The 18,407-nt window shown below is 68.6% G+C and carries 17 protein-coding genes; 11 read left to right on the top strand and 6 right to left on the bottom strand.

The window, feature by feature from the left end; translation table 11 throughout:
• The first annotated feature begins 42 nt into the window (after positions 1-42).
• The 4 genes from ABEA43_RS53655 to ABEA43_RS53640 are packed head-to-tail and all read left to right on the top strand — an operon-like array spanning position 43 to position 4,485.
• Positions 43-1,002, top strand: coding sequence for an MvdC/MvdD family ATP grasp protein (locus ABEA43_RS53655; RefSeq protein WP_345574543.1), 960 nt, complete (start codon positions 43-45; stop codon positions 1,000-1,002).
• Positions 999-1,997 (top strand): TIGR04500 family putative peptide maturation system protein, encoded by a 999-nt coding sequence (locus ABEA43_RS53650; RefSeq protein WP_345574541.1) that lies wholly within the window; start codon positions 999-1,001, stop codon positions 1,995-1,997. Before ABEA43_RS53655 ends, ABEA43_RS53650 begins: the two co-directional genes overlap by 4 nt.
• On the top strand, positions 1,994-2,179 hold the full coding sequence (locus ABEA43_RS53645) for a hypothetical protein (RefSeq protein WP_345574539.1): 186 nt from the start codon (positions 1,994-1,996) through the stop codon (positions 2,177-2,179). Before ABEA43_RS53650 ends, ABEA43_RS53645 begins: the two co-directional genes overlap by 4 nt.
• Positions 2,179-4,485, top strand: coding sequence for a peptidase domain-containing ABC transporter (locus ABEA43_RS53640; protein ID WP_345574537.1), 2,307 nt, complete (start codon positions 2,179-2,181; stop codon positions 4,483-4,485). The genes ABEA43_RS53645 and ABEA43_RS53640 overlap by 1 nt, the downstream gene beginning before the upstream one ends.
• A 1,046-nt stretch (positions 4,486-5,531) precedes the next feature.
• Here ABEA43_RS53640 and ABEA43_RS53635 read toward each other — a convergent pair.
• The 3 genes from ABEA43_RS53635 to ABEA43_RS53625 form a co-directional block, all read right to left on the bottom strand.
• A complete protein-coding gene (locus ABEA43_RS53635) occupies positions 5,532-6,143 on the bottom strand; it encodes a hypothetical protein (RefSeq protein ID WP_345574535.1) in 612 nt (203 codons plus the stop codon).
• Between the two features lie 93 nt (positions 6,144-6,236).
• Positions 6,237-6,548: a hypothetical protein gene (locus tag ABEA43_RS53630; RefSeq protein WP_345574533.1), complete on the bottom strand. Its 312-nt coding sequence runs from the start codon at positions 6,546-6,548 to the stop codon at positions 6,237-6,239.
• 348 nt (positions 6,549-6,896) lie between these two features.
• On the bottom strand, positions 6,897-7,382 hold the full coding sequence (locus ABEA43_RS53625) for an endonuclease/exonuclease/phosphatase family protein (protein WP_345574530.1): 486 nt from the start codon (positions 7,380-7,382) through the stop codon (positions 6,897-6,899).
• Between the two features lie 190 nt (positions 7,383-7,572).
• On the opposite strand from ABEA43_RS53625, the gene ABEA43_RS53620 reads away from it, so the two are divergent.
• Together ABEA43_RS53620 and ABEA43_RS53615 are read left to right on the top strand one after the other, a co-directional pair.
• Complete coding sequence (locus ABEA43_RS53620) at positions 7,573-8,859, top strand: hypothetical protein (protein WP_345574528.1); 1,287 nt, start codon at positions 7,573-7,575, stop codon at positions 8,857-8,859.
• Between the two features lie 70 nt (positions 8,860-8,929).
• Positions 8,930-9,289, top strand: coding sequence for a hypothetical protein (locus ABEA43_RS53615; protein WP_345574526.1), 360 nt, complete (start codon positions 8,930-8,932; stop codon positions 9,287-9,289).
• A 109-nt stretch (positions 9,290-9,398) separates the two neighbouring features.
• On the opposite strand, the gene ABEA43_RS53610 is transcribed toward ABEA43_RS53615, so the two are convergent.
• Positions 9,399-9,773 (bottom strand): DUF1801 domain-containing protein, encoded by a 375-nt coding sequence (locus ABEA43_RS53610; RefSeq protein WP_345574524.1) that lies wholly within the window; start codon positions 9,771-9,773, stop codon positions 9,399-9,401.
• A gap of 31 nt (positions 9,774-9,804) precedes the next feature.
• Positions 9,805-10,341 carry a dihydrofolate reductase family protein gene (locus tag ABEA43_RS53605; protein ID WP_345574522.1) on the bottom strand — a complete coding sequence of 179 codons (537 nt, stop codon included), beginning with the start codon at positions 10,339-10,341 and terminating at the stop codon, positions 9,805-9,807.
• A gap of 138 nt (positions 10,342-10,479) precedes the next feature.
• On the opposite strand from ABEA43_RS53605, the gene ABEA43_RS53600 reads away from it, so the two are divergent.
• A complete protein-coding gene (locus ABEA43_RS53600; protein ID WP_345574520.1) occupies positions 10,480-10,809 on the top strand; it encodes a YciI family protein in 330 nt (109 codons plus the stop codon).
• Positions 10,810-10,822: 13 nt separating this feature from the next.
• Positions 10,823-12,121: an RNA polymerase sigma factor gene (locus ABEA43_RS53595; RefSeq protein WP_345574518.1), complete on the top strand. Its 1,299-nt coding sequence runs from the start codon at positions 10,823-10,825 to the stop codon at positions 12,119-12,121.
• Between the two features lie 196 nt (positions 12,122-12,317).
• On the opposite strand, the gene ABEA43_RS53590 is transcribed toward ABEA43_RS53595, so the two are convergent.
• A complete protein-coding gene (locus tag ABEA43_RS53590; protein ID WP_345574516.1) occupies positions 12,318-13,778 on the bottom strand; it encodes an endo-1,4-beta-xylanase in 1,461 nt (486 codons plus the stop codon).
• 480 nt (positions 13,779-14,258) lie between these two features.
• Here ABEA43_RS53590 and ABEA43_RS53585 point away from each other — a divergent pair, with 480 nt between their 5' ends.
• The 3 genes from ABEA43_RS53585 (at position 14,259) to ABEA43_RS53575 (ending at position 18,336) form a co-directional block, all read left to right on the top strand.
• Positions 14,259-15,572 carry an extracellular catalytic domain type 1 short-chain-length polyhydroxyalkanoate depolymerase gene (locus tag ABEA43_RS53585; RefSeq protein WP_345574514.1) on the top strand — a complete coding sequence of 438 codons (1,314 nt, stop codon included), beginning with the start codon at positions 14,259-14,261 and terminating at the stop codon, positions 15,570-15,572.
• 101 nt (positions 15,573-15,673) lie between these two features.
• On the top strand, positions 15,674-17,068 hold the full coding sequence (locus ABEA43_RS53580; RefSeq protein ID WP_345574512.1) for a glycoside hydrolase family 43 protein: 1,395 nt from the start codon (positions 15,674-15,676) through the stop codon (positions 17,066-17,068).
• A 95-nt stretch (positions 17,069-17,163) separates the two neighbouring features.
• Positions 17,164-18,336, top strand: coding sequence for a CE1 family esterase (locus ABEA43_RS53575; RefSeq protein ID WP_345574510.1), 1,173 nt, complete (start codon positions 17,164-17,166; stop codon positions 18,334-18,336).
• The last annotated feature ends 71 nt before the right edge of the window (positions 18,337-18,407 follow it).

Raw genomic sequence — 18,407 nt, 5'->3', positions numbered from 1 at the left:
GGGGGCGCGATCCAGGTCGCGCCCCCGACCGGAACCACGCTGATGATCCTCATACTGACCTGCGCCGGAGACGAGCACGCCGAACGTGTCGTGGGGGCGCTCGCCGGGGCGGATGTCACCGTCTTCGATCCCGCGCGGTTCCCCGCCGCGGCCACCTTGGAGATCGGCCATCCGGGAGACGGCTCGACCGTCCGGACCCTCGGCCGTGGCGGACGCCGTCTCGCCCTCGACGAGCTGACCGCGATCTGGTATCGCCGCCCGGGGAATCCGGTGGCCCACCCACTGACCGTCGCCCGCGACCACGTCGAAGAGGAGTGCCGCGTCATGGTCGAAAGCGTGTGGGACGGTCTGGGATGCCTCAAGGTCCCCGCCTCCAGATCGGTCATCGACCGCGCGGGGCGCAAGGCGTACCAGCTCGAAGTCGCCAGGCAGCTGGGCTTTCACCTGCCCGCGACGCTGATCACGAACGATCCCGAGTGCTTTCTCGACTTCTACGACCGGCACGAAGGCCAAGTGATCACCAAGCCCGTCCACGGCAATCGGCTGGAGGCGGACGGTGAGCGGTTCGGGCGGTTCGCGGCGCCCGTGACTCCGGCGGACCTCGGTCATGCCGGCGCCCTGCGCCTATGCCCGATCATCGTCCAGGCGTACGTTCCCAAGCGGGTCGAGGTGCGGGTGACGGTGGTGGGCGGCGAGATCTTCGCGGCGGAGATCCACTCGCAGGTCAGCAACCACACACGATACGACTGGCGGCACTACGACCCGGGCGCCACTCCCATGCTGGCGCACGACCTGCCCGGAGAGGTCTCCCGGCGCTGCTTGGAGCTGGTCGAGCGGCTCGGGTTGTCCTACGGCGCGATCGACCTGATCCTCACGCCGGACGGCCGCCACGTCTTCCTGGAGATCAACCCGAACGGTCAGTTCCTGTGGATCGAGGACGCGACCGGGCTGCCGATCAGCGCGGCGATCGGCGAACTGCTCAAGAGCGGAGTGAAACGATGACGTACGGACCGATACTCGCCGACGCGGTCGATCTGCTCAGCTCGGGCACGCCCGAGCACGGCCTGGAGGGATTCCGCGCGACGTACCCGCAGGCCCGGACGCGACTGGTCGCCCAGCGCGAGGAGTTCGACGGATCGCTGCACCACGCCCTGCTCATCAAGGACGGCGACGGCGCCACGATCTCGCTGTCCTGGTGCGCGGACCGGGCCCTGCCGTGGCCGTTGCGCGGCGTGCACCGTGCGGGCGAGCACCTGCTGCTTCGGGTGAACGGCATCCAGACGCCGGTGGCCAGGGCGATCGCCTGCCTGGACTTCATCTGGGACGAGTCCGCGCTGGCCGATCGGCTGGTCGCCGACAGCCTCGTACGTGAGGAACTGGAGGAGACGCGGGAACCGCTGAGCGACGCCGCGCTGCAGGAGGCGATGGACGCCTTCCGCCGCGCTCGCGCTCTGCTGACCGGGGAGGCGACCCGGGCCTGGATGGAGCGCAACCGCATCTCCCACCAGGAGCTGGAGGAGCTGGTCGCTCTTGAGGCCGCCGTCGCCGCGCTCCGCTCGCGGGTGGCCGCGGGACGGGTGGCGGAGTGGTTCGCCGAACACGGCCGCGAGCTCGACGTCGCCCGCGTCGCGCGGGCGGTGTTCGTCGCCGAACCGGCTGTGCCCGACGCGGCCGGGTTCCTCGACACGGTCGAGCGGGCCTTCGCCGACGGCAGCGCCCGTCCGGGCGAGGTGTTCGCCACCCTCCGCCGGGGCGACCTCGATGGGGCGATGGCGGAGCGGATCTTCGAGGCCCCTCCGGGGACGATCGCCGGGCCGTTTCCCGTGGAGCATGGGCACCTGCTGGTCAAGGTCTTGGCGGTGGAGCCGGCCGTGCTCGACGAGACCGTACGCGACCTCGCCGAACGCCGGATCTTCAGCGACTGGATCGAGGAGCGCAGGAACTCGGCCAAGATCGAGTGGTTCTGGGGAGTCGCAGAACGGACGGCGAGCAGGTGAAGCCGCTTCCGTACCGGGAAAAGGCGGTCCACCACCATCAGGGCGTCCGGCGGCACGTCGAGCGGCCCTATCGCGTCTCCAGGACACTCGTGGCCTGGCTGTGGATCTACGTGGGCCTGCTCGCGCTGGCGCTCGCGATCGTGGTGCTGCTCGGCGTCCTTCCCGCGCTCGGTGGCGCGTGATGAGACGGGCCAGGGTTCCCGTGCTGAGGCAGAACACGATGGCAGACTGCGGCGCGGCGTGCCTGGCGATGGTGCTCGGGCACCACGGGCGCCGCGCGAGCGTGCGTGAGGTCGCCGCGGATGTCCAGGTGTCCAGGGACGGGCTGACCGCCTTCGCGATCGTCGAGGCCGCCAAGTCGTACGGCTTGCGCGCCAAGGCGTTCTCGATCGCGCCCGAGCGGCTCGGCTCGGTGCCGGGGCCGTTCGTCGTGCACTGGGAGTTCAACCACTTCCTGGTCGTCGAACGCTGGCGCCCGGAGGCCGTCGAGGTCGTCGATCCGGCCTCCGGGCGGCGCCGGCTCACGCCGGAGGAGTTCGACCTCGGGTTCACCGGGGTCGTGCTGGCCTTCGAGCCGGGCCCGGACTTCAGCGTCCAGGGGCCCGAGCGGCGCCCGTGGCGCGCGAACCTGCTGCGCGCCCTGCTCATCCGCCACCGTGGCCTGCTGATCCAGGCGCTGCTCGCCTCACTGCTCCTGCAGGTGGCCGCGCTCGTGCTGCCTCTGCTCTCCGGGCTTGTCGTCGATGAGGTGCTGCCCGGCGGCGACCGATATCTGCTGCGCGTCCTCATCGTCGGCCTGCCGATCGTGGTGCTGGTCCAGGCGATCCTCAATTACCTGCGTACGGCCGTGCTCCTCATGCTGCGGGCACGGGCCGACACGGAGTTCACGGGCGGGGTGATCGGACGGCTGTTCGCGGTGCCTTACGGGTATTTCACCCTGCGCGGGACGAGCGACCTGGTCATGAGCACACAGAGCGCGGCCAGCCTGAGAGCCATGCTGTCCGGCCAGGTGCTGTCAGCGCTCCTCGACGGCCCGCTGGCCGTGGTGCTCATGAGCCTCGTGCTGGCCGGCGACCCCGCACTCGGCGGGTGCCTGGCCGCGATGGCGACCATCCAGGTCGTCCTGCTGCTCCTCACCCGAAGACGGATCGCCGACCTCACCGGGCGCGGGCTGACCGCCGCCGCCACGACCCAGGGCCACCTCATCGAGTCCCTCCGGGGCATCGAGTCGATCAAGGCGTCCAGCTCGGAACGGCGTGCCGTCGAGCGGTGGTCAGCGATGTTCACCGCCCAGATGAACGCCGACCTGCGCCTGGGCCTGACCCGCGGGCTCCTGGACGCGGCCCTGTCCGGCATCAGGATCCTCGCCCCCGCGCTGCTGCTGCTCGTGGGCGCGGGCCGGGTGCTCGACGGAGGGCTGAGCCTGGGAACGATGCTCGCGCTCAACGCGCTCGCCGTCTCCGCGCTCACCCCGCTGACCTCCCTGCTGACCAGCCTTCAGGAGCTCCAGGAGGCCGGAGCCCACGTCGAGCGGCTCGCCGACATCGTCGAGGCCGAGCCGGAACGCAGCGGCGGCGCGCGGCCACGGCTGCGCGGGGAGGTGGCGCTGAGCGGCATCGGGTTCCGCTTCGATCCACGTTCCCCCTGGACGCTCAGAGGCGTCACACTCAGGATCGATCCAGGACAGAAGGTCGCGTTGGTGGGTAGCTCGGGGTCGGGCAAGAGCACGCTGGGCAGGATCCTGCTCGGCCTGTACGAGCCGGTCGAGGGCGAGGTCCGCTACGACGGGACGTCCGCGCGCGACATGGACCCGGGCTGGCTACGCGGCCGATTCGGCGTGGTCACCCAGGACCCGCACCTTTTCACCGGGACCATCAGGGAGAACATCGCCCTGGCCGTCCCCGGCGCCGCGCTGGAGCGGATAGTGGCCGCCGCCAGGCTGGCGCACGTCCACGACGACATCATGGCCATGCCCATGGGGTACGAGACGATGCTCACGGAAGGCGGCGGCCTGTCCGGCGGCCAGCGGCAGCGGATCGCCCTCGCGCGGGCACTGCTGCCCGAGCCGCGGATCCTGCTGCTCGACGAGGCCACCAGCCACCTGGACACCGTGGCCGAGGCGGCCATCGAGCACAACCTCGCGGCCCTGCCGCTGACGCGCGTCGTGATCGCCCACCGGCTGAGCACCGTGCGCGACGCGGACCAGATCCTCGTCATCGAGGGAGGCCAGGTGGCCGAGCGGGGAACCCACGACGAGCTGATGCGATCCGGCGGCCGGTACGCGGCCCTATCCGACCAGGTGGCGTTCGTTGAGGATCAGGATCCGGTCGAGGAGTTCGCGGCGCAGGGTGCCGATGACCCGTTCGCAGATGGCGTTCATCCTTGGCGTTCGCGGCAGCGTGGTGACCAGCCGCAGCCTTTCAGCTGTGAAGACCTCCCTGAACGCCGGGGCGAAGAGCGGGTCTCGGTCGTGGATCAGGAACCGTAGCCCGGTGCTGCGGTCACCCAGATCTATGGCTAGGTTGCGGGCCTGCTGCGCAGTCCATGCGCCGGTGGGGTGTGCGGTTGGTCCGGCCAGTTGCAGTTTCCGGGTGCCGTGCTCGATGAAGACCATCACGTACAGCCCTTTGAGCATTATCGTCTCGACCACGAGGAAGTCGCAGGCGATGATCGAGTGGGCTTGCGCGGTGAGGAACTGCCGCCAGGTCGGGCTGGCGGCCCGGCGGGGTGCGGGATCGCTACCGGCGGCGTGGAGGATTTCCCACACCGTGGAGGTGGCGATGGTGTAGCCCAGGTGGGCCAGCTCGCCCTGGATTCTCCGGTGCGCCCAGTTCGGGTTCTCCCGTGCCATCCGCACGATCAGTGCTTGGACCGGCCGGCGGGTGCGGGGGCGTCCCGGGCGCCGCCTGTCGGTGAAGGTCCATTTACGCGCTACCAGGTGGTGGTGCCAGCGCAGGATCGTCGCTGGGGTGGCCGGGAACACCTCCGCCCACCGGCGGCGGCGGCGCACCAGTCGCGACAACGCTGCAAGCCAGAGCCGATCGGCGTGATCCCATCGCGGCCGGCTACCGAGCTGCCGGCGGAGCACTTGGTTCTCCTGACGCAGCACCAGCAGCTCAACGTTCTTCGACAGATCAGAGCGGATCAGCACGGTCAGCAGGCGGAACAAGCCCCTCACCAACCCGTAAGCCAGCGACACCACCACCTCGAGATGGTCGCAGCCACCGCCCTGATCAGCAGCAAAACACCAGCTCACAGCACGAAACCGTATTTCCGAGCGGGACACCACCCCAACGAAGCCCTAGCAATCAACCACTGAAGTCTCCATCAAAGCCAGGACGGTTCAGGCCCTGCGCGGTGTGGAGGAAGGCTTCGCGCTGGAGGTGATTTGAGTTCTTGAGCCCCGCACCGGCAGACAGAACGAACGAGGAAAAGAATCCGGCCAGGTCTGTGCGCTTCGCCGAAGGACCTGGCCGCGATCAGGATGGGAAGCGGCCGGCGTGGGTCACGCGAGGCCGAGCCGCGGATTCAGGCTCAGGCCGAACGGGACGGGACGCCATAGGCGCGGCCCAGAGTATGGAACCAGTCCTCGTCGAGGAAGCGGCCTGTCATCCGTCCCACGACGGTGAGAAAAGCGTGCGCCAGCTTCTCCTCACCCGCGTTCAGGTCTCCGCCACGGGGGAGACCATGGGCATAGGGCTCGAATTCCGGCCCGGGCATGAACTCACCGGAGGGAAATGCCGGGATCTCGGCGACCAAGTTTCCGTCCCGGTAGTAGGCGAGGTCGGAGAGGCCGTCGATTTCCCGGTCCCAGTCGACCATGAACATTGCGCGGTCTCCTGAGCTGAGCCACCATCCACCCGTTTCCGGACCGCTGACGCCGATCACTACGGACCAGCCGGGACTGTGGGGTCCGATCCAGAGACTGTCTTTCTCATCGATCGAGACGGACCAGTCTGTCATCGTGGCCGCTTCTTGGATCAACCGCACATCGCGCCTGGATTGCGGGTCGAGGCGCATCAGCCCGGCGAGCTCGTCGAGATCGTCCCGTTCTATCCAGAGCCCGAAGAAGGTTGTGTCGAACCCGTGCGCCGTCAGCAGTTCATATTGGTCGCGCTCTGGCAGTGCGGTTCGAATGTCGGTCATCTCGTCGTCTCCATGTGGTCGGGCGCCCGTGTTCGGAGTGCCGCCTTGACGGCACTCCGAATACGGCGTCCACAGATCAGGGCAATTCTGGGATCAGTTGACGATCCAGACCCAGAACTTGTCGTCGGGCAGGACCCGGTTGCGGTCGTAGAAGCTCTTCAGGACCACCTTGAACGACCGGGAGAAGACGTTCCGGTTCTTCGGCTGGTTACCGGACTTGTCCTTGGTGAGGGGATCGCCCGGCTCCACCCGGTTCGGGTCGGTGCCCTTGGGAGCCGCCCAGTTGCCCGGGATGATCTTAGGCTTCTCGGTGCCGAGAACACCCTTGACCGGTGGGTCCTGCGCTTCGTTGTCGCGCAGCGGCGGCACCGTGTACCTGTTGTCGCTGGTACCCGTGTGCTTCAACGCAGGATGAGGGCCTTGACCGCAGCTGTCGTGGGCGGTCGTCCGGGACGGCGCCGTCCGCGGTAGTCCCACTTCTTGGCCACGAGTTTGCAATGCCAGGCCAGCAGGGTGACCAGAGTGATCGGGAAGATCTTCCCCCAGTGATGGCGGGGCACCAAGTGCGAGAGAGCCGCCAGCCACAAGCGGTCAGCTGGCTCTGCGAGTGCCGAAAATCACGTCCGATGGTCTCACCTGCAAGTGCTTAATGAGCGAAGATCATCTTTTAAGCAGGCGTTCAATCGAGTTGAGCGACTGCACACGTGTTCTGAGCGATCGCTTAGACGGCGGCGCTCAAGATCCGCCCGCTTGTTAAGAGCTGCGGGTCACCATGTGAGTCGGGTATTCGAGCCCCACAGGTAGCAGCTGTCGTACATGCGGGTCCATCTTGGAGCTGGTGGGGATGATGTTGAAGTCGCCGCCGAGGATCACCCGGTAGCCCCTGTCCCTGAACGCCCGCGCCCGGTCGGCGACGGCCCTGATCTGCGCGGCCTGGTCCCTGGCACCCCACGGAATGTGGGTGGCGCAGGCGCTGCCGTCCTTGCAATACACCCCGGTACGGTCGTGCCAGGCGCGGTAGCCGGCGGCGGACAGCTTGCTCTTGATGTAGTCGAACTGGGTGCGCAGACTTCGTTGAGCGTCACGACGTATGGCTGCTTGGCGGTCACCTGCCGCACCACCTCCCTGGCGGGGTTCGGTGCCGCCCTTGTGCATCGAGCTGCCCGCGATGTTGAGCTGCAGGTACGCCTTCGTCTTGCCCGCGCCGGCCGGTGATGGCGCGCGCACCAGTGCGGTCACGCAGGCTGCCGTTACCGCGGCGGTGGTCGACATTCTCATGGTCAGCGCAGTTCTCGTCGTCGGTCCTGGCCAGTAGTAATGGCTCGTGATTTATCTCGGATATAGCGGCTTCCAGGAGGAAAGGCGTGGCGGATAAATCGGAGCACATTAGGATCTTCGCGGGGGCTTGGGCGGGCGACGGAGGAGACACATGGCTCAGGATCAGGGGAAGCCGACGCTCGTGACGCGGATGGCCGCCGCGTTCAGGGGCGAGGCGCGGGCGGACGAGCTGGAGGCCTACCGGCGGGCGGGCGGTCTGGTCTACACGCAGCTGGAACGAGCCGAGGAGCTGCGCGGCCGGCTTGCCCAGGAGGGCGTGGACCTGTGGTACAGCCCGCGATCCGGAGCTGGGCAGCTGCTGTGCACCTGGAGCGCGTTCGTCCTGCAGAGCATCGGTGAGCACCTGCTCGACGCCGACTACGCCGCCGACCCCAGCACCGTCGGATACGTACCCGAGGTCACCTACAGGCAGGTGGCCGCCTGCTTCGCCCAGGTCGAGGGGTGGGTCTCCCGTGCCCGCCAGGCCGAGAGCAATCCCGGCTACCAGGTGGAGAGGGAGCTCGAACTGCCCGCCGGCCTGCCCGCGTGGGCCGAGGCCACCCCGTGCCCGCTGCCGCACCTGCGCGGCATGCTGGCGGCGGCCCGCGCCGTACGGGAGCACGCCGAAGTGGCGCTCGGCGTCTTCGAGCAGACGGTCGCGCACCCCGACCGGCACCAGCCGGACCTGCGGCGGCTGCGCCAGCTCATGGCCGAGGCGGCGACCGCGGCCGACTACGGGGAGGGCCTGCTGGACGCCGATCCGGGGCCGCGCATGCACGAGGAGGTCGAGGAGCGGCTGCAACGAGCGCTGGAAAGCTACTACCACCTCGGCCAGTTGATCGCGATGCCCCAGTTGATCGCCGGATATCGGGGACGCACGACCCGCCCGGCCCCACCACCAGCCTCCCAGCCTGCCCCAAGATCGGTCCCACCATCGGCCTCCCGCACGGCCCCGCCACCGGTCCCGCCTGCTCCGCCGCCTCCTCCTGACCGACGTCGTCCCTTCGACCCCTGGTGCCTGACCGGCCGGCCGCAGCGGGCCGTGTTGCAGGCGAACCTCCGTGCCCAGCAGGCCATCAAGGAGCTGTGGCGCAGCGACCCCGATCCCGCCGCGACCCTCCGCATCCAGATGGAGATCGACGCGGCGTTCAGGGCGAGCGCCATCACGTACGCGACCGACGCCCAGGGCAGGCAGCTCGGCAGCTACAACCGCTGTCCGTGGGGGGCGATCTACGTCGCGCGCAGGGCGGTGGTGATCGGCGGCCGGGTGATGGAGGCGTTGCAGCAGTTCACGTACGAGGTGTCGGCCGAGGACCTGCCGAGGACCGGGCGGTTCACGCGGGAGATCGTCGTGTCGAACTTCTCTCACACCAGCAAGATCGTGTACACCACTTCTTGAGCAGGCGGGCCATACAAGGCGGCAAATCGCATCCATAACGGATGGAATGTGATTCCACACGAAGATCGCGATGGCGACCGGCGGGCTCGCGCTGATCGGCACGAGCCTGCTGGTGTCGTCTCCGGCACAGGCGCAGGCGCAGGTTATGGCCCAGGCTCACGGGAACCCGCCGTGCTACGCCAGGAGCGGCCACCTGTACTGCGGGAACAAGGCCTGCGCGCGCCCGCACGTCACCCGGCCGGTGCTGGCGTACCAGGACATTCGCGATTCGGCGGTCAAGTACGTCGATTGCCGCGCCCGGGACTGCGCGCAGCACGTCACGGTCACGCTGTCCGGCGAGTCGTACGCCCCGCCGGTGCCGGTGATCGATCGGGCCTACGTCTCCAGGTCACCGTCCTGGAACGCCAACTCGGCGCCGACACCAGGGTGAGACTCGCCGCTCTCCTGACCTCGCTGCCCCGCGAGGCCCTACGCCGGCTGCGGCTTCTCTTCCGGCCGGACACCGTCCTGCGCCGGCACCGCGATCTGATGCGACGGCGTCATCGGTGTTGCGGTGCGGAGCGCTCCAGGTCGCGGGCCTGCATCAGCCAGGCGGTGAACAGCTCGGCGTCGATGTCCGCCGCGGTCCGGATCTTTATGTGCGCCATGCCACCTGTGGTGTCCATCCGGCCGGAGTCGTCGACGAGCTCCCGGCCCTTCCAGAAACCGAACGTCACATAGGACGTGTACGCCTTGATCAGGCAGACCGGATTCTTGCCCGGTGCCGCGCCGAGACTCCACACCGGATGCCCCTGCCACAGCGCGCCGGCTCCGGGCAGCACCGCGTCGATGATGGGCAGCAGTTTCTCGGCGATGGCCCGCAGCGGCTCGGGCTGGGCGGCCAGATACTCGTCGACGGTCGTGAATTTCGCCATGTTGATCGTTCCTTCCGAGCGGTTGAACCGGTCAGGCCTGCTGATAGGTGAGGTGGACGACGCCGGTCGTGAAGGCCTCCGAGCCGGCCAGCTTCAACGGCACCCGCCCGCCGCTCTCGTCGAAGAGGCGCTTGCCGCTGCCCAGCACGATCGGGCAGACCAAGAGGTGCAGTTCGTCGAGCATTCCGGCGTGGACCAGCGACCGGACCAGGGTGGCGCTGCCGGTGATCGTGATGTTCCTGCCAGGCTGCTGCTTGAGTGCGGTCAGGGCCGCCACGACGTCCCCGTCGATCAGGGTGGTGCCCGCCCAGTCGAGTGAGGTCAGCGTCGTCGACGCCACCAGTTTCGGCGTGTTGTTCATGAAGTCGGCGACCTCCCCGCTCTGTCCGGGCCAGATCGCGGCGAACTCCTGGTACATGGTCCGGCCGAGCAGCAGCGTGTCGGTGGCGTCGCGGCGGGACTTGATCGACTGCCCGATCTCGTCGCAGTAGTAGTCGAAGCTCCACTTCTCCGGCGACTCGATGACGCCGTCCAGCGACATGTGCAGCCCGGCAACGATCTTCCGCATGTTGTTTCTCCTTCGGCTAAGTCGTCCTCTACTGGTGCAGCGAACGACCTCGGCCCGGATCGACACGGTCGGCGAAATGATTCGAAGATTCTTTGTGCGACGATGGGGAGGGTTCGGCGGCCGAGCGATAGGACTGTCATGCGGTTTCTGATGACGACCAACGGTGGCGGTCCCGCCGCCACCCCCGAGCTGTTCGCCGAGATGGGGCGCTTCGTGGAGGAGCTCACCCAGGCCGGCGTCCTGCTGGCCAGCGGCGGGCTCGATCCCAAGGGCACCCACTTCTCAGCAAAGAGCGGCCAGGTCACCCTGACCGACGGCCCGTATGCCGAGGCGAAGGAGTCGATCGTCAGCTTCGCCCTGATCGAGGCGCGCACCGAGGACGAGGCGATCGAGCTGGCCAAGCGTTTCTGGACGGTCGTCGGTGACGGCGAGGGCGACGTCCGCCGGGTCTACGGCCCCGAGGATTGAGATCTCCGGGCCGGTGACCGACGCCGTATCTGAAGCCGAAGCTCGCCGCACCGTGGAAACGGTGTGGCGGCTGGAGTCGGCCCGCATCGTGGCCGGCCTGACCCGGCTCGTCCGCGACGTCGGCCTGGCCGAGGAGCTGGCCCAGGACGCGCTGGTCGCCGCGTTGCAGGACTGGCCGCGGACGGGCGTTCCCGACAACCCGGGCGGCTGGCTGACGGTCACCGCCAAGCATCGGGCAGTCGACCGGCTGCGCCGTAACGACCGGCTCGACGACAAGGTCGCGCAGCTCGGTCACACCTTCGCCGACCAGCAACGTTCGGCGATCCACGATGGGACGGCCGACTTCGACGCGGTGATCGACGACGAGGACCTCACCGACGACGTCCTGCGGCTGATCTTCATCGCCTGCCATCCGGTGCTGCCGACCCCGTCCCGCGTCGCACTGACGCTGCGGCTGCTCGGGGGCCTGAGCACCGAGGAGATCGCCCGTGCGTTCATGGTCGCCGAGCCGACCATCGCGCAACGGATCGTGCGGGCCAAGCGGACTCTCGGCGAGAAGCGCATTCCCTTCGAAGTGCCGCCGGCGCCGGAACGCGCCGCGCGCCTCGCCTCGGTGCTCGAAGTCGTCTACCTGGTCTTCAACGAGGGCTACTCGGCCACGGTGGGCGACGACTGGCTGCGGCCCGAGCTGTGCCGGGAGGCGCTGCGGCTGGGCCGCATGCTCGCCGAGCTCGCACCGGAGGAGCCCGAGGTGCACGGCCTGGTGGCGCTCATGGAGATCCAGGCATCCCGATTCCGGGCTCGGGTGGATCCGGACGGCAGGCCCGTCACGCTGGCGGAGCAGAACCGCGGCCGCTGGGACCAGCTGCTCATCCGGCGCGGCTTCACCGCCCTGCTGCGCGCCGGCGATCTGGACCGCCCGGTCGGGCCGTACGTGCTGCAGGCGGCCATCGCGGCCTGCCACGCCCAGGCGCGGCGGGCCGAGGACACCGACTGGGGACAGATCGCGGTCCTCTACGAGACGCTCCTCCACGTGGCTCCTTCACCGGTGGTGCGGCTCAATCACGCCGTGGCGGTGTCGATGACGCGTGGCCCGGCGGCCGGGCTGGGCATCGTCGACGAGCTGACCTCACATCCGGCGTTGCGGGACTACCATCTGCTGCCCGCGGTGCGCGGCGACCTGCTCGCCAAGCTCGGGCGGATGGACGAGGCCCGGGTCGAATTCGAGCGGGCCGCGCAGCTGACCCGGAATGCGCCGGAGCGCGAGGTGCTGCTCCGAAGGGCGTACGCGTGCGCGGCGGGCGCGGTATAGACGTGCGGGCTTTGGCGGTGGGGGCCTCCGAACGGATCGAGGGCACGCTGGACGGCCGGCACGGTATCTTCGTCATCCAGCACGGCGCGCTTCGGACGGGCGTGGCTCACCCTCCCCGGCCCTCATCAGGGCCGGGGAAGGGTCGCACCGGAGGTGCGGTCAGCAGACCAGGCGCAGCGCGACTACTCGGTGAAGCTCACGCGGTGCCCGCGGTGTAGGTCCACTTCTGGTTGCTGCCGCCCCAGCAGCTGTACAGCTGCAGCCCCGTGCCGTTGCCGGTGCCGCCGCCGACGGCGTCAAGGCACAGCCCGGACTGTACGCCGACGATCGTGCCGTCGGAGTTGACGCGCCACTTCTGGTTGTCGCCGCCCCAGCAGGAGTAGATCTGGATCTTGGCGCCGTTGCCTGTGCCCCCGGCGTCCAGGCACTTGCTGCCGTAGACCTTCAGCTCTCCTGCGGAGGTCTGCGTCCACTGCTGGTTGGTCTGGCCGTTGCAGTCCCACAGCTGGACCGCGGTGCCGTCAGTGGTGCTGGAGCTGGGCACGTCCACGCAGCGGCCGGAGGCCGTGTTCTTGACCTGGCCCGCGTCGCCTCCGCCGGGCGGCGGCGTCGTGCTGCCGCCGTTGAGCGCGCTGAGCACCGCAGTGTAGGCGGCCTTCTTGTTGCCGTTGCCGTCGAAGAGCAGCGGGGCGGCGCCGGCCCCGAGCCAGGAGTCGCTGTCCCGGACGCCCCAGGTGGTGATGCCGGTGCAGCGGGCGACGGCCAGGCAGTCGTTGACGACGTTGGCGTACGTGGTGGCCGAGCCGCCCTGGATGTCCAGCTCGGTAATCTGCACGTCGACCCCCAGCGCGGCGAAGCTCTGGATGGTCGTGCGGTAGTTGCTGTTGTAGGGGCTGTTGCCGTTGAAGTGCGACTGCAGGCCGACGCAGTCGATCGGGACGCCGCGGGCCTTGAAGTCCCTGACCATGTTGTAGACGCCCTGCGTCTTGGCCCAGGTCCAGTTGTCGATGTTGTAGTCGTTGTAGCAGAGCTTGGCGGCCGGGTCGGCGGTGCGCGCGGTGCGGAAGGCGACCTCGATCCAGTCGTTGCCGGTGCGCTGGAGGTTGGAGTCACGCCGTCCGCCGCCGCTGTCGGCGTAGGCCTCGTTGACCACGTCCCAGGCGTAGATCTTGCCCTTGTAGTGGCCCATGACGCCGTTGATGTGGTCGATCATCGCCTGGCGCAGCGAGCTGCCCGACAGCGACTGCATCCAGCCCGGCTGCTGGGAGTGCCAGGCCAGCGTGTGCCCGCGCACCCGCTTGCCGTTCTGCGCGGCCCAGTTGTAGACCCGGTCCCCGCTGGAGAAGCTGAACTGCCCCCGGTTGGGCTCGGTGGCGTCGATCTTCATCTCGTTCTCGGCCGTCACCATGTTGAACTCGCGGTTGGCGATGGTCGTGTAGGCGGAGTCGCCGAGCTTGCCCGAGGCGATGGCGGTGCCGAAGTAGCGGCCGCTCTGCGCGGCGGCCGCGCCGAGCGTGCTCGCCGCGGCATCGGCGGGAATCGCCGTCGCCAGTGCTGTGATCAGGCCGAGTGCGCCGAGCGCGCCGGTGATCAGCGTCCGGCGGCGCGCGCCGAGCGGCCGTCGGGCGGCAGGCGGGGACATGGCGTTGACACGCATGCTTGAGCCTCCATATGCGAACTCATGGGGAAGGGATCGTGCGGGATCGACGCCGCGCCCCGGTGGGGACGCACACCACAGGCGTCGGGACGGCGGGCCCCTGCTGAGCGCCACCGAGCCGGCAGGGGATCGCCTCGGGCACTCAGTGTGGGAATGTCGCCGAAAATTGTCAAGGATTCAGTGAAAACTTTCGGCGCTGCTTGTCTCTACACCTGCTGGTTTCCTGACCTCATGTGCGAGCCATGGCGCTGAAACTTTCGGCCGGACTCGCCAGTCACAGCTCAGGTGAAAGTTTCATGGGCGGCCATCACGCTGATCGGTGCGGCCTGACTCGATAATTCGAGGTGAGCGCGCCCGGCCACACTCTCCTCCGGTCCGCTGAAAGCTAAGGCTCTCTTGACAGTACGTTTCTGTCTCGTATTTGCTCCGGTCCGCCACCAGTAAGCGGCCTGTTAGCGCTAACAACGGAGAGGCGGGACAATGAAGCGAGGCGAACCGCGTACGAGAAGGTACGCGGGCATCGGAGCCGCCCTGGCGGCTGTGATCACGGCGGCCGCTCTTTCGGTGTTCCTCACGGCTGCGCCGGGAGCGTCGGCGGCGGTCCTGACCGAAGTGACCAGCTTCGGCGCCAACCCCGGCGGCCTGCGGATGTACCTCTACGTCCCCGACAGAGTGGCGTCCCAGCCGGGCGTCCTGGTGGCGATGCACGGCTGCAACGGCTGGGCACCGGGCTTCCACCAGGGGACCGAGTTCGCCTCGCTGGCCGACCGGTACGGCTTCATCGTCATCTACCCGCAGGCGAACAAGAGCGCCAACGGCTTGTCGAACTGCTTCGACGTGTGGTCGAACGAGGCCCTGCGCCACGGGGGCGGCAGCGACCCGGTGTCGATCGTCTCCATGACGAACTACGTGCTGCAACGCTACAACGGTGACCCGCAGCGGGTGTTCGCCACCGGCTTCTCCTCCGGTGCGATGGAGACCAACAACCTGCTCGCCACGTACCCGGACGTGTTCAAGGCCGGCGCGCCGTTCTCGGGGGTTCCTTACGGTTGCCTCGGGCCCGCCGGATGCGGGGACAAGACACCGCAGCAGTGGGGTGACCTGGTCAGGAACGCCTACCCCGGCTACACCGGCCCCCGCCCGCGCGTGACGGCCTGGCACGGCACCGCCGACTCCGTCCTGCCGTACACGATGTTGCAGGAAGAGGTCGACCAGTGGACCAACGCGCACGGACTGAGCCAGACCCCCGCCTCCACTGACAGCCCGCAATCCGGCTGGACCCGGCGGGTCTTCGGCTCCGGGCAGGTCGAGGCGTACACCATCACCGGCGCCGGTCACGACCTGCCGCACACCGGGATGGCCGCGTACGCCATCCGCTTCTTCGGCCTGGACGACGGATCGTCCACTCCACCCCCCGCCGGGCAGATCAAGGGAGCCGGCTCCGGGCGTTGCCTGGACGTGCCCGGCGCCGCCACCGCCGACGGCACCGCGGTGCAGTTGTGGGACTGCAACGGGCGCGCCAACCAGCAGTGGGCCGCCGCCTCGGCCGGCGAGCTGCGGGTGTACGGCAGCAAATGCCTCGACGCGGCCGGCACCGGCAACGGCGCCGGCGTCCAGATCTACGCCTGCCACGGCGGCGCCAACCAGACATGGCGCCTGAACGCGGACGGCACCATCACCGGGGTGCAGTCCGGGCGGTGCCTGGACGCCGTGGGCCAGGGCACCGCCAACGGCACCCGGCTCCAGCTCTACACCTGCCACGGCGGCGCCAACCAACGCTGGACCCGTACCTGACCCCCGCTGCGGCCTCTCGTCCTCGACTTCAGAAGGTGACCATGAACGTCACACCTCCCCTTCGGCCCGGCGTCATTGCGAGGCGCGGTGTGCTTCTGATCATGGCGCTGCTCTGCGCCGTGACGGTGAGCCCGGGTACGGCGAGGGCGGACAATCCGATCGTCCAGACGATCTACACCGCCGACCCCGCCCCGCTGGTGCACAACGGCCGGGTGTACCTCTACACGGGACACGACGAGGACGGCTCGACGTACTTCACCATGAAGGAGTGGCGCGTCTGGTCGTCCGCGGACCTGGTGAACTGGACCGACCACGGCTCGCCGATGAGCGTGGCCACCTTCAGCTGGGCGAGCGCGGACGCCTGGGCGGGCCAGACCGTCTACAGGAACGGCAAGTTCTACTGGTACGTACCGGTGAAGGACCGGGCGAGCGGCCAGATGGCCATCGGCGTCGGGGTCTCGAACAGCCCCACCGGTCCGTTCACCGACGCCATCGGGCGCCCTCTGGTCAGGAACGGCGAGATCGACCCCACGGTCTTCATCGACGACAACGGGCAGGCCTACCTGTACTGGGGCAACCCCAACCTGTGGTACGTGCGGCTCAACGCCGACATGATCTCATACTCGGGCAGCCCCACCCAGATCCCGCTCACCACCGCCGGGTTCGGCACCCGCACCGGCAACACGAGCCGTCCGACCCTGTACGAAGAGGGGCCCTGGGTCTACAAACGCAACGGCCTCTACTACAACGTCTTCGCGGCGAAATGCTGCTCGGAGTTCGTCGGCTATTCGACGGCCCCCGGCCCCACCGGCCCGTGGACCTACCGCGGAACGGTCATGCCCACACAGGGCAGCAGCTTCACCAACCACCCCGGCGTCATCGACTTCAACGGCGGTTCCTACTTCTTCTACCACAACGGCGCCCTGGCGGGCGGTGGCGGCTTCACCCGCTCCGTGGCCGTGGAGAAGTTCACCTACAACGCCGACGGAACCATTCCCGCGATCACCATGACCACGACCGGGGCACCGCAGGTGGGCACGTTGAACCCGTACGTCCGCCAGGAGGCCGAGACGATCGCCTGGGAGTCCGGTGTGGAGACCGAGCCCTCCAGCGAGGGCGGCATGAACGTCGGGTGGATCGAGAACGGGGACCACACCAAGGTCAAGGGCGTCGCCTTCGGCTCCGGCGCGACATCCTTCACCGCGCGGGCAGCCTCCGCGACCAGCGGTGGCCGGATCGAGCTCCACCTGGACGGCGTCAACGGCGCGCTGGTCGGGGCATGCACCGTCCCGGGCACCGGCGGCTGGCAGGCGTGGACGACGGTCACCTGCCCGGTGAACGGCGCGACGGGTACCCATGATCTGTACCTCAAGTACACCGGCGGCACCGGCTTCCTGTTCAACGTGAACTGGTGGCAGTTCAACGGCGGCACCGGCACGACGAGCTACCTCCAGCTCACCGACGGCTTCTCCATCGACGACGCCTCATTCCAGTGATCCCGAATCGGAGTCATGTGATGTCAAGGCACAGCACGATTTTCGGAGCGATCGCGATCGCGGCACTTCTCGTTCTGGCAACCGGCCATGCGGCGATGAGCAGCGACGTCGCCAGGTCCACGGCGTCCGCGAGCGCCCTTGCGACGACCGCCGGATGCGGCAAGACCCCGACACTGAGGAGCGGCACGCAGTCGATCCAGACCAGCGGCCAGAACCGCTCCTTCATCCTCCGGCTCCCCGACAACTACCAGAACAGCACTCCGTACCGGCTGATCTTCGGCTTCCACTGGCGGGGCGGCACCGCCACCGACGTCGACTCCGGCGGAACCAGCGGATATCCCTGGTCCTTCTACGGCCTCAGGCAGCTGTCGAACAACGGCGCGATCTTCATCGCGCCCCAGGGCTTCAACAACGGCTGGGCGAACACCAACGGCGAGGACGTCACCTTCGTCGACGACCTGATCCGGCTCGTCGAGGCGGATCTCTGCGTCGACACCTCGCAACGCTTCGCCACCGGTTTCAGCTACGGCGGCGGCATGAGCTTCTCGCTCGCCTGCTCGCGGGCGACGGTCTTCCGTGCGGTCGCGGTCTTCTCCGGCGCGCAGCTCAGCGGGTGCGGCGGCGGGACTCAGCCCATCGCGTACATGGGGCTGCACGGCATCGGGGACACGGTGCTCAACATCTCGCAGGGACGGTCGCTGCGGGACAGATTCGTCCGCAACAACGGCTGCACCGCGCAGAACCCGCCTGAGCCGGGTCAAGGCAGCCGGAGCCACATCGTCACCACCTATACGGGGTGCCAGGCCGGTTATCCGGTCGTCTGGGCCGCGTTCGACAACGGCCACATGCCCGGTCCGGTGGACGGTACGTACGCCGAGAGCGGCATCACCACCTGGACCAAGGCAGAGGTATGGAAATTCTTCTCCCAGTTCGCAAGCTCCCCGACGCCCAGCCCCACCCCGACGCCGGGAACCGGTGAGTGCACGGCCACGATGCAGACCGTGAACTCCTGGTCCGGCGGCTTCCAGTCCACCGTCACCGTCCGCGCCGGCAGCAGCGCCGTCAACGGCTGGACGGCCGGCTGGACCTGGCCGGGCGGACAGACGATCAGCAGCCTGTGGAGCGGAGTCCGTTCCGGCTCCGGAGCCGGCGTGACCGTCCGCAACGAGACCTACAACGGCGCGATCGCGGCGGGCGGAACCACCACGTTCGGCTTCACCGCCAACGGCACCGCGGCCACACCCACCCTTTCCTGCGGCGCCTCCTGACCGGTCTCCTTGAAGGAGACCCCGTCGGTACGCGCCCGGATCTCTGCGGCCTTCACCTCCACCTTCACTGG

The sequence above is a fragment of the Nonomuraea rosea genome (assembly GCF_039539705.1).
Lineage (GTDB): Bacteria > Actinomycetota > Actinomycetes > Streptosporangiales > Streptosporangiaceae > Nonomuraea > Nonomuraea rosea.
Note: the sequence above shows the minus strand (reverse complement) of the source record. Positions and strands in the feature narration are given on the sequence as shown.

What these genes read in the sequence shown, in the direction of transcription:
- ABEA43_RS53590 (WP_345574516.1), bottom strand. Translation starts at nt 13,778, where the DNA reads ATGCGTGTCAACGCCATGTCCCCGCCTGCCGCCCGACGGCCGCTCGGC.
- ABEA43_RS53620 (WP_345574528.1), top strand. Translation starts at nt 7,573, where the DNA reads ATGGCTCAGGATCAGGGGAAGCCGACGCTCGTGACGCGGATGGCCGCC.
- ABEA43_RS53585 (WP_345574514.1), top strand. Translation starts at nt 14,259, where the DNA reads ATGAAGCGAGGCGAACCGCGTACGAGAAGGTACGCGGGCATCGGAGCC.
- ABEA43_RS53575 (WP_345574510.1), top strand. Translation starts at nt 17,164, where the DNA reads ATGAGCAGCGACGTCGCCAGGTCCACGGCGTCCGCGAGCGCCCTTGCG.
- ABEA43_RS53600 (WP_345574520.1), top strand. Translation starts at nt 10,480, where the DNA reads ATGCGGTTTCTGATGACGACCAACGGTGGCGGTCCCGCCGCCACCCCC.
- ABEA43_RS53640 (WP_345574537.1), top strand. Translation starts at nt 2,179, where the DNA reads ATGAGACGGGCCAGGGTTCCCGTGCTGAGGCAGAACACGATGGCAGAC.
- ABEA43_RS53610 (WP_345574524.1), bottom strand. Translation starts at nt 9,773, where the DNA reads ATGGCGAAATTCACGACCGTCGACGAGTATCTGGCCGCCCAGCCCGAG.
- ABEA43_RS53580 (WP_345574512.1), top strand. Translation starts at nt 15,674, where the DNA reads ATGGCGCTGCTCTGCGCCGTGACGGTGAGCCCGGGTACGGCGAGGGCG.
- ABEA43_RS53650 (WP_345574541.1), top strand. Translation starts at nt 999, where the DNA reads ATGACGTACGGACCGATACTCGCCGACGCGGTCGATCTGCTCAGCTCG.
- ABEA43_RS53635 (WP_345574535.1), bottom strand. Translation starts at nt 6,143, where the DNA reads ATGACCGACATTCGAACCGCACTGCCAGAGCGCGACCAATATGAACTG.
- ABEA43_RS53605 (WP_345574522.1), bottom strand. Translation starts at nt 10,341, where the DNA reads ATGCGGAAGATCGTTGCCGGGCTGCACATGTCGCTGGACGGCGTCATC.
- ABEA43_RS53655 (WP_345574543.1), top strand. Translation starts at nt 43, where the DNA reads ATGATCCTCATACTGACCTGCGCCGGAGACGAGCACGCCGAACGTGTC.
- ABEA43_RS53615 (WP_345574526.1), top strand. Translation starts at nt 8,930, where the DNA reads ATGGCGACCGGCGGGCTCGCGCTGATCGGCACGAGCCTGCTGGTGTCG.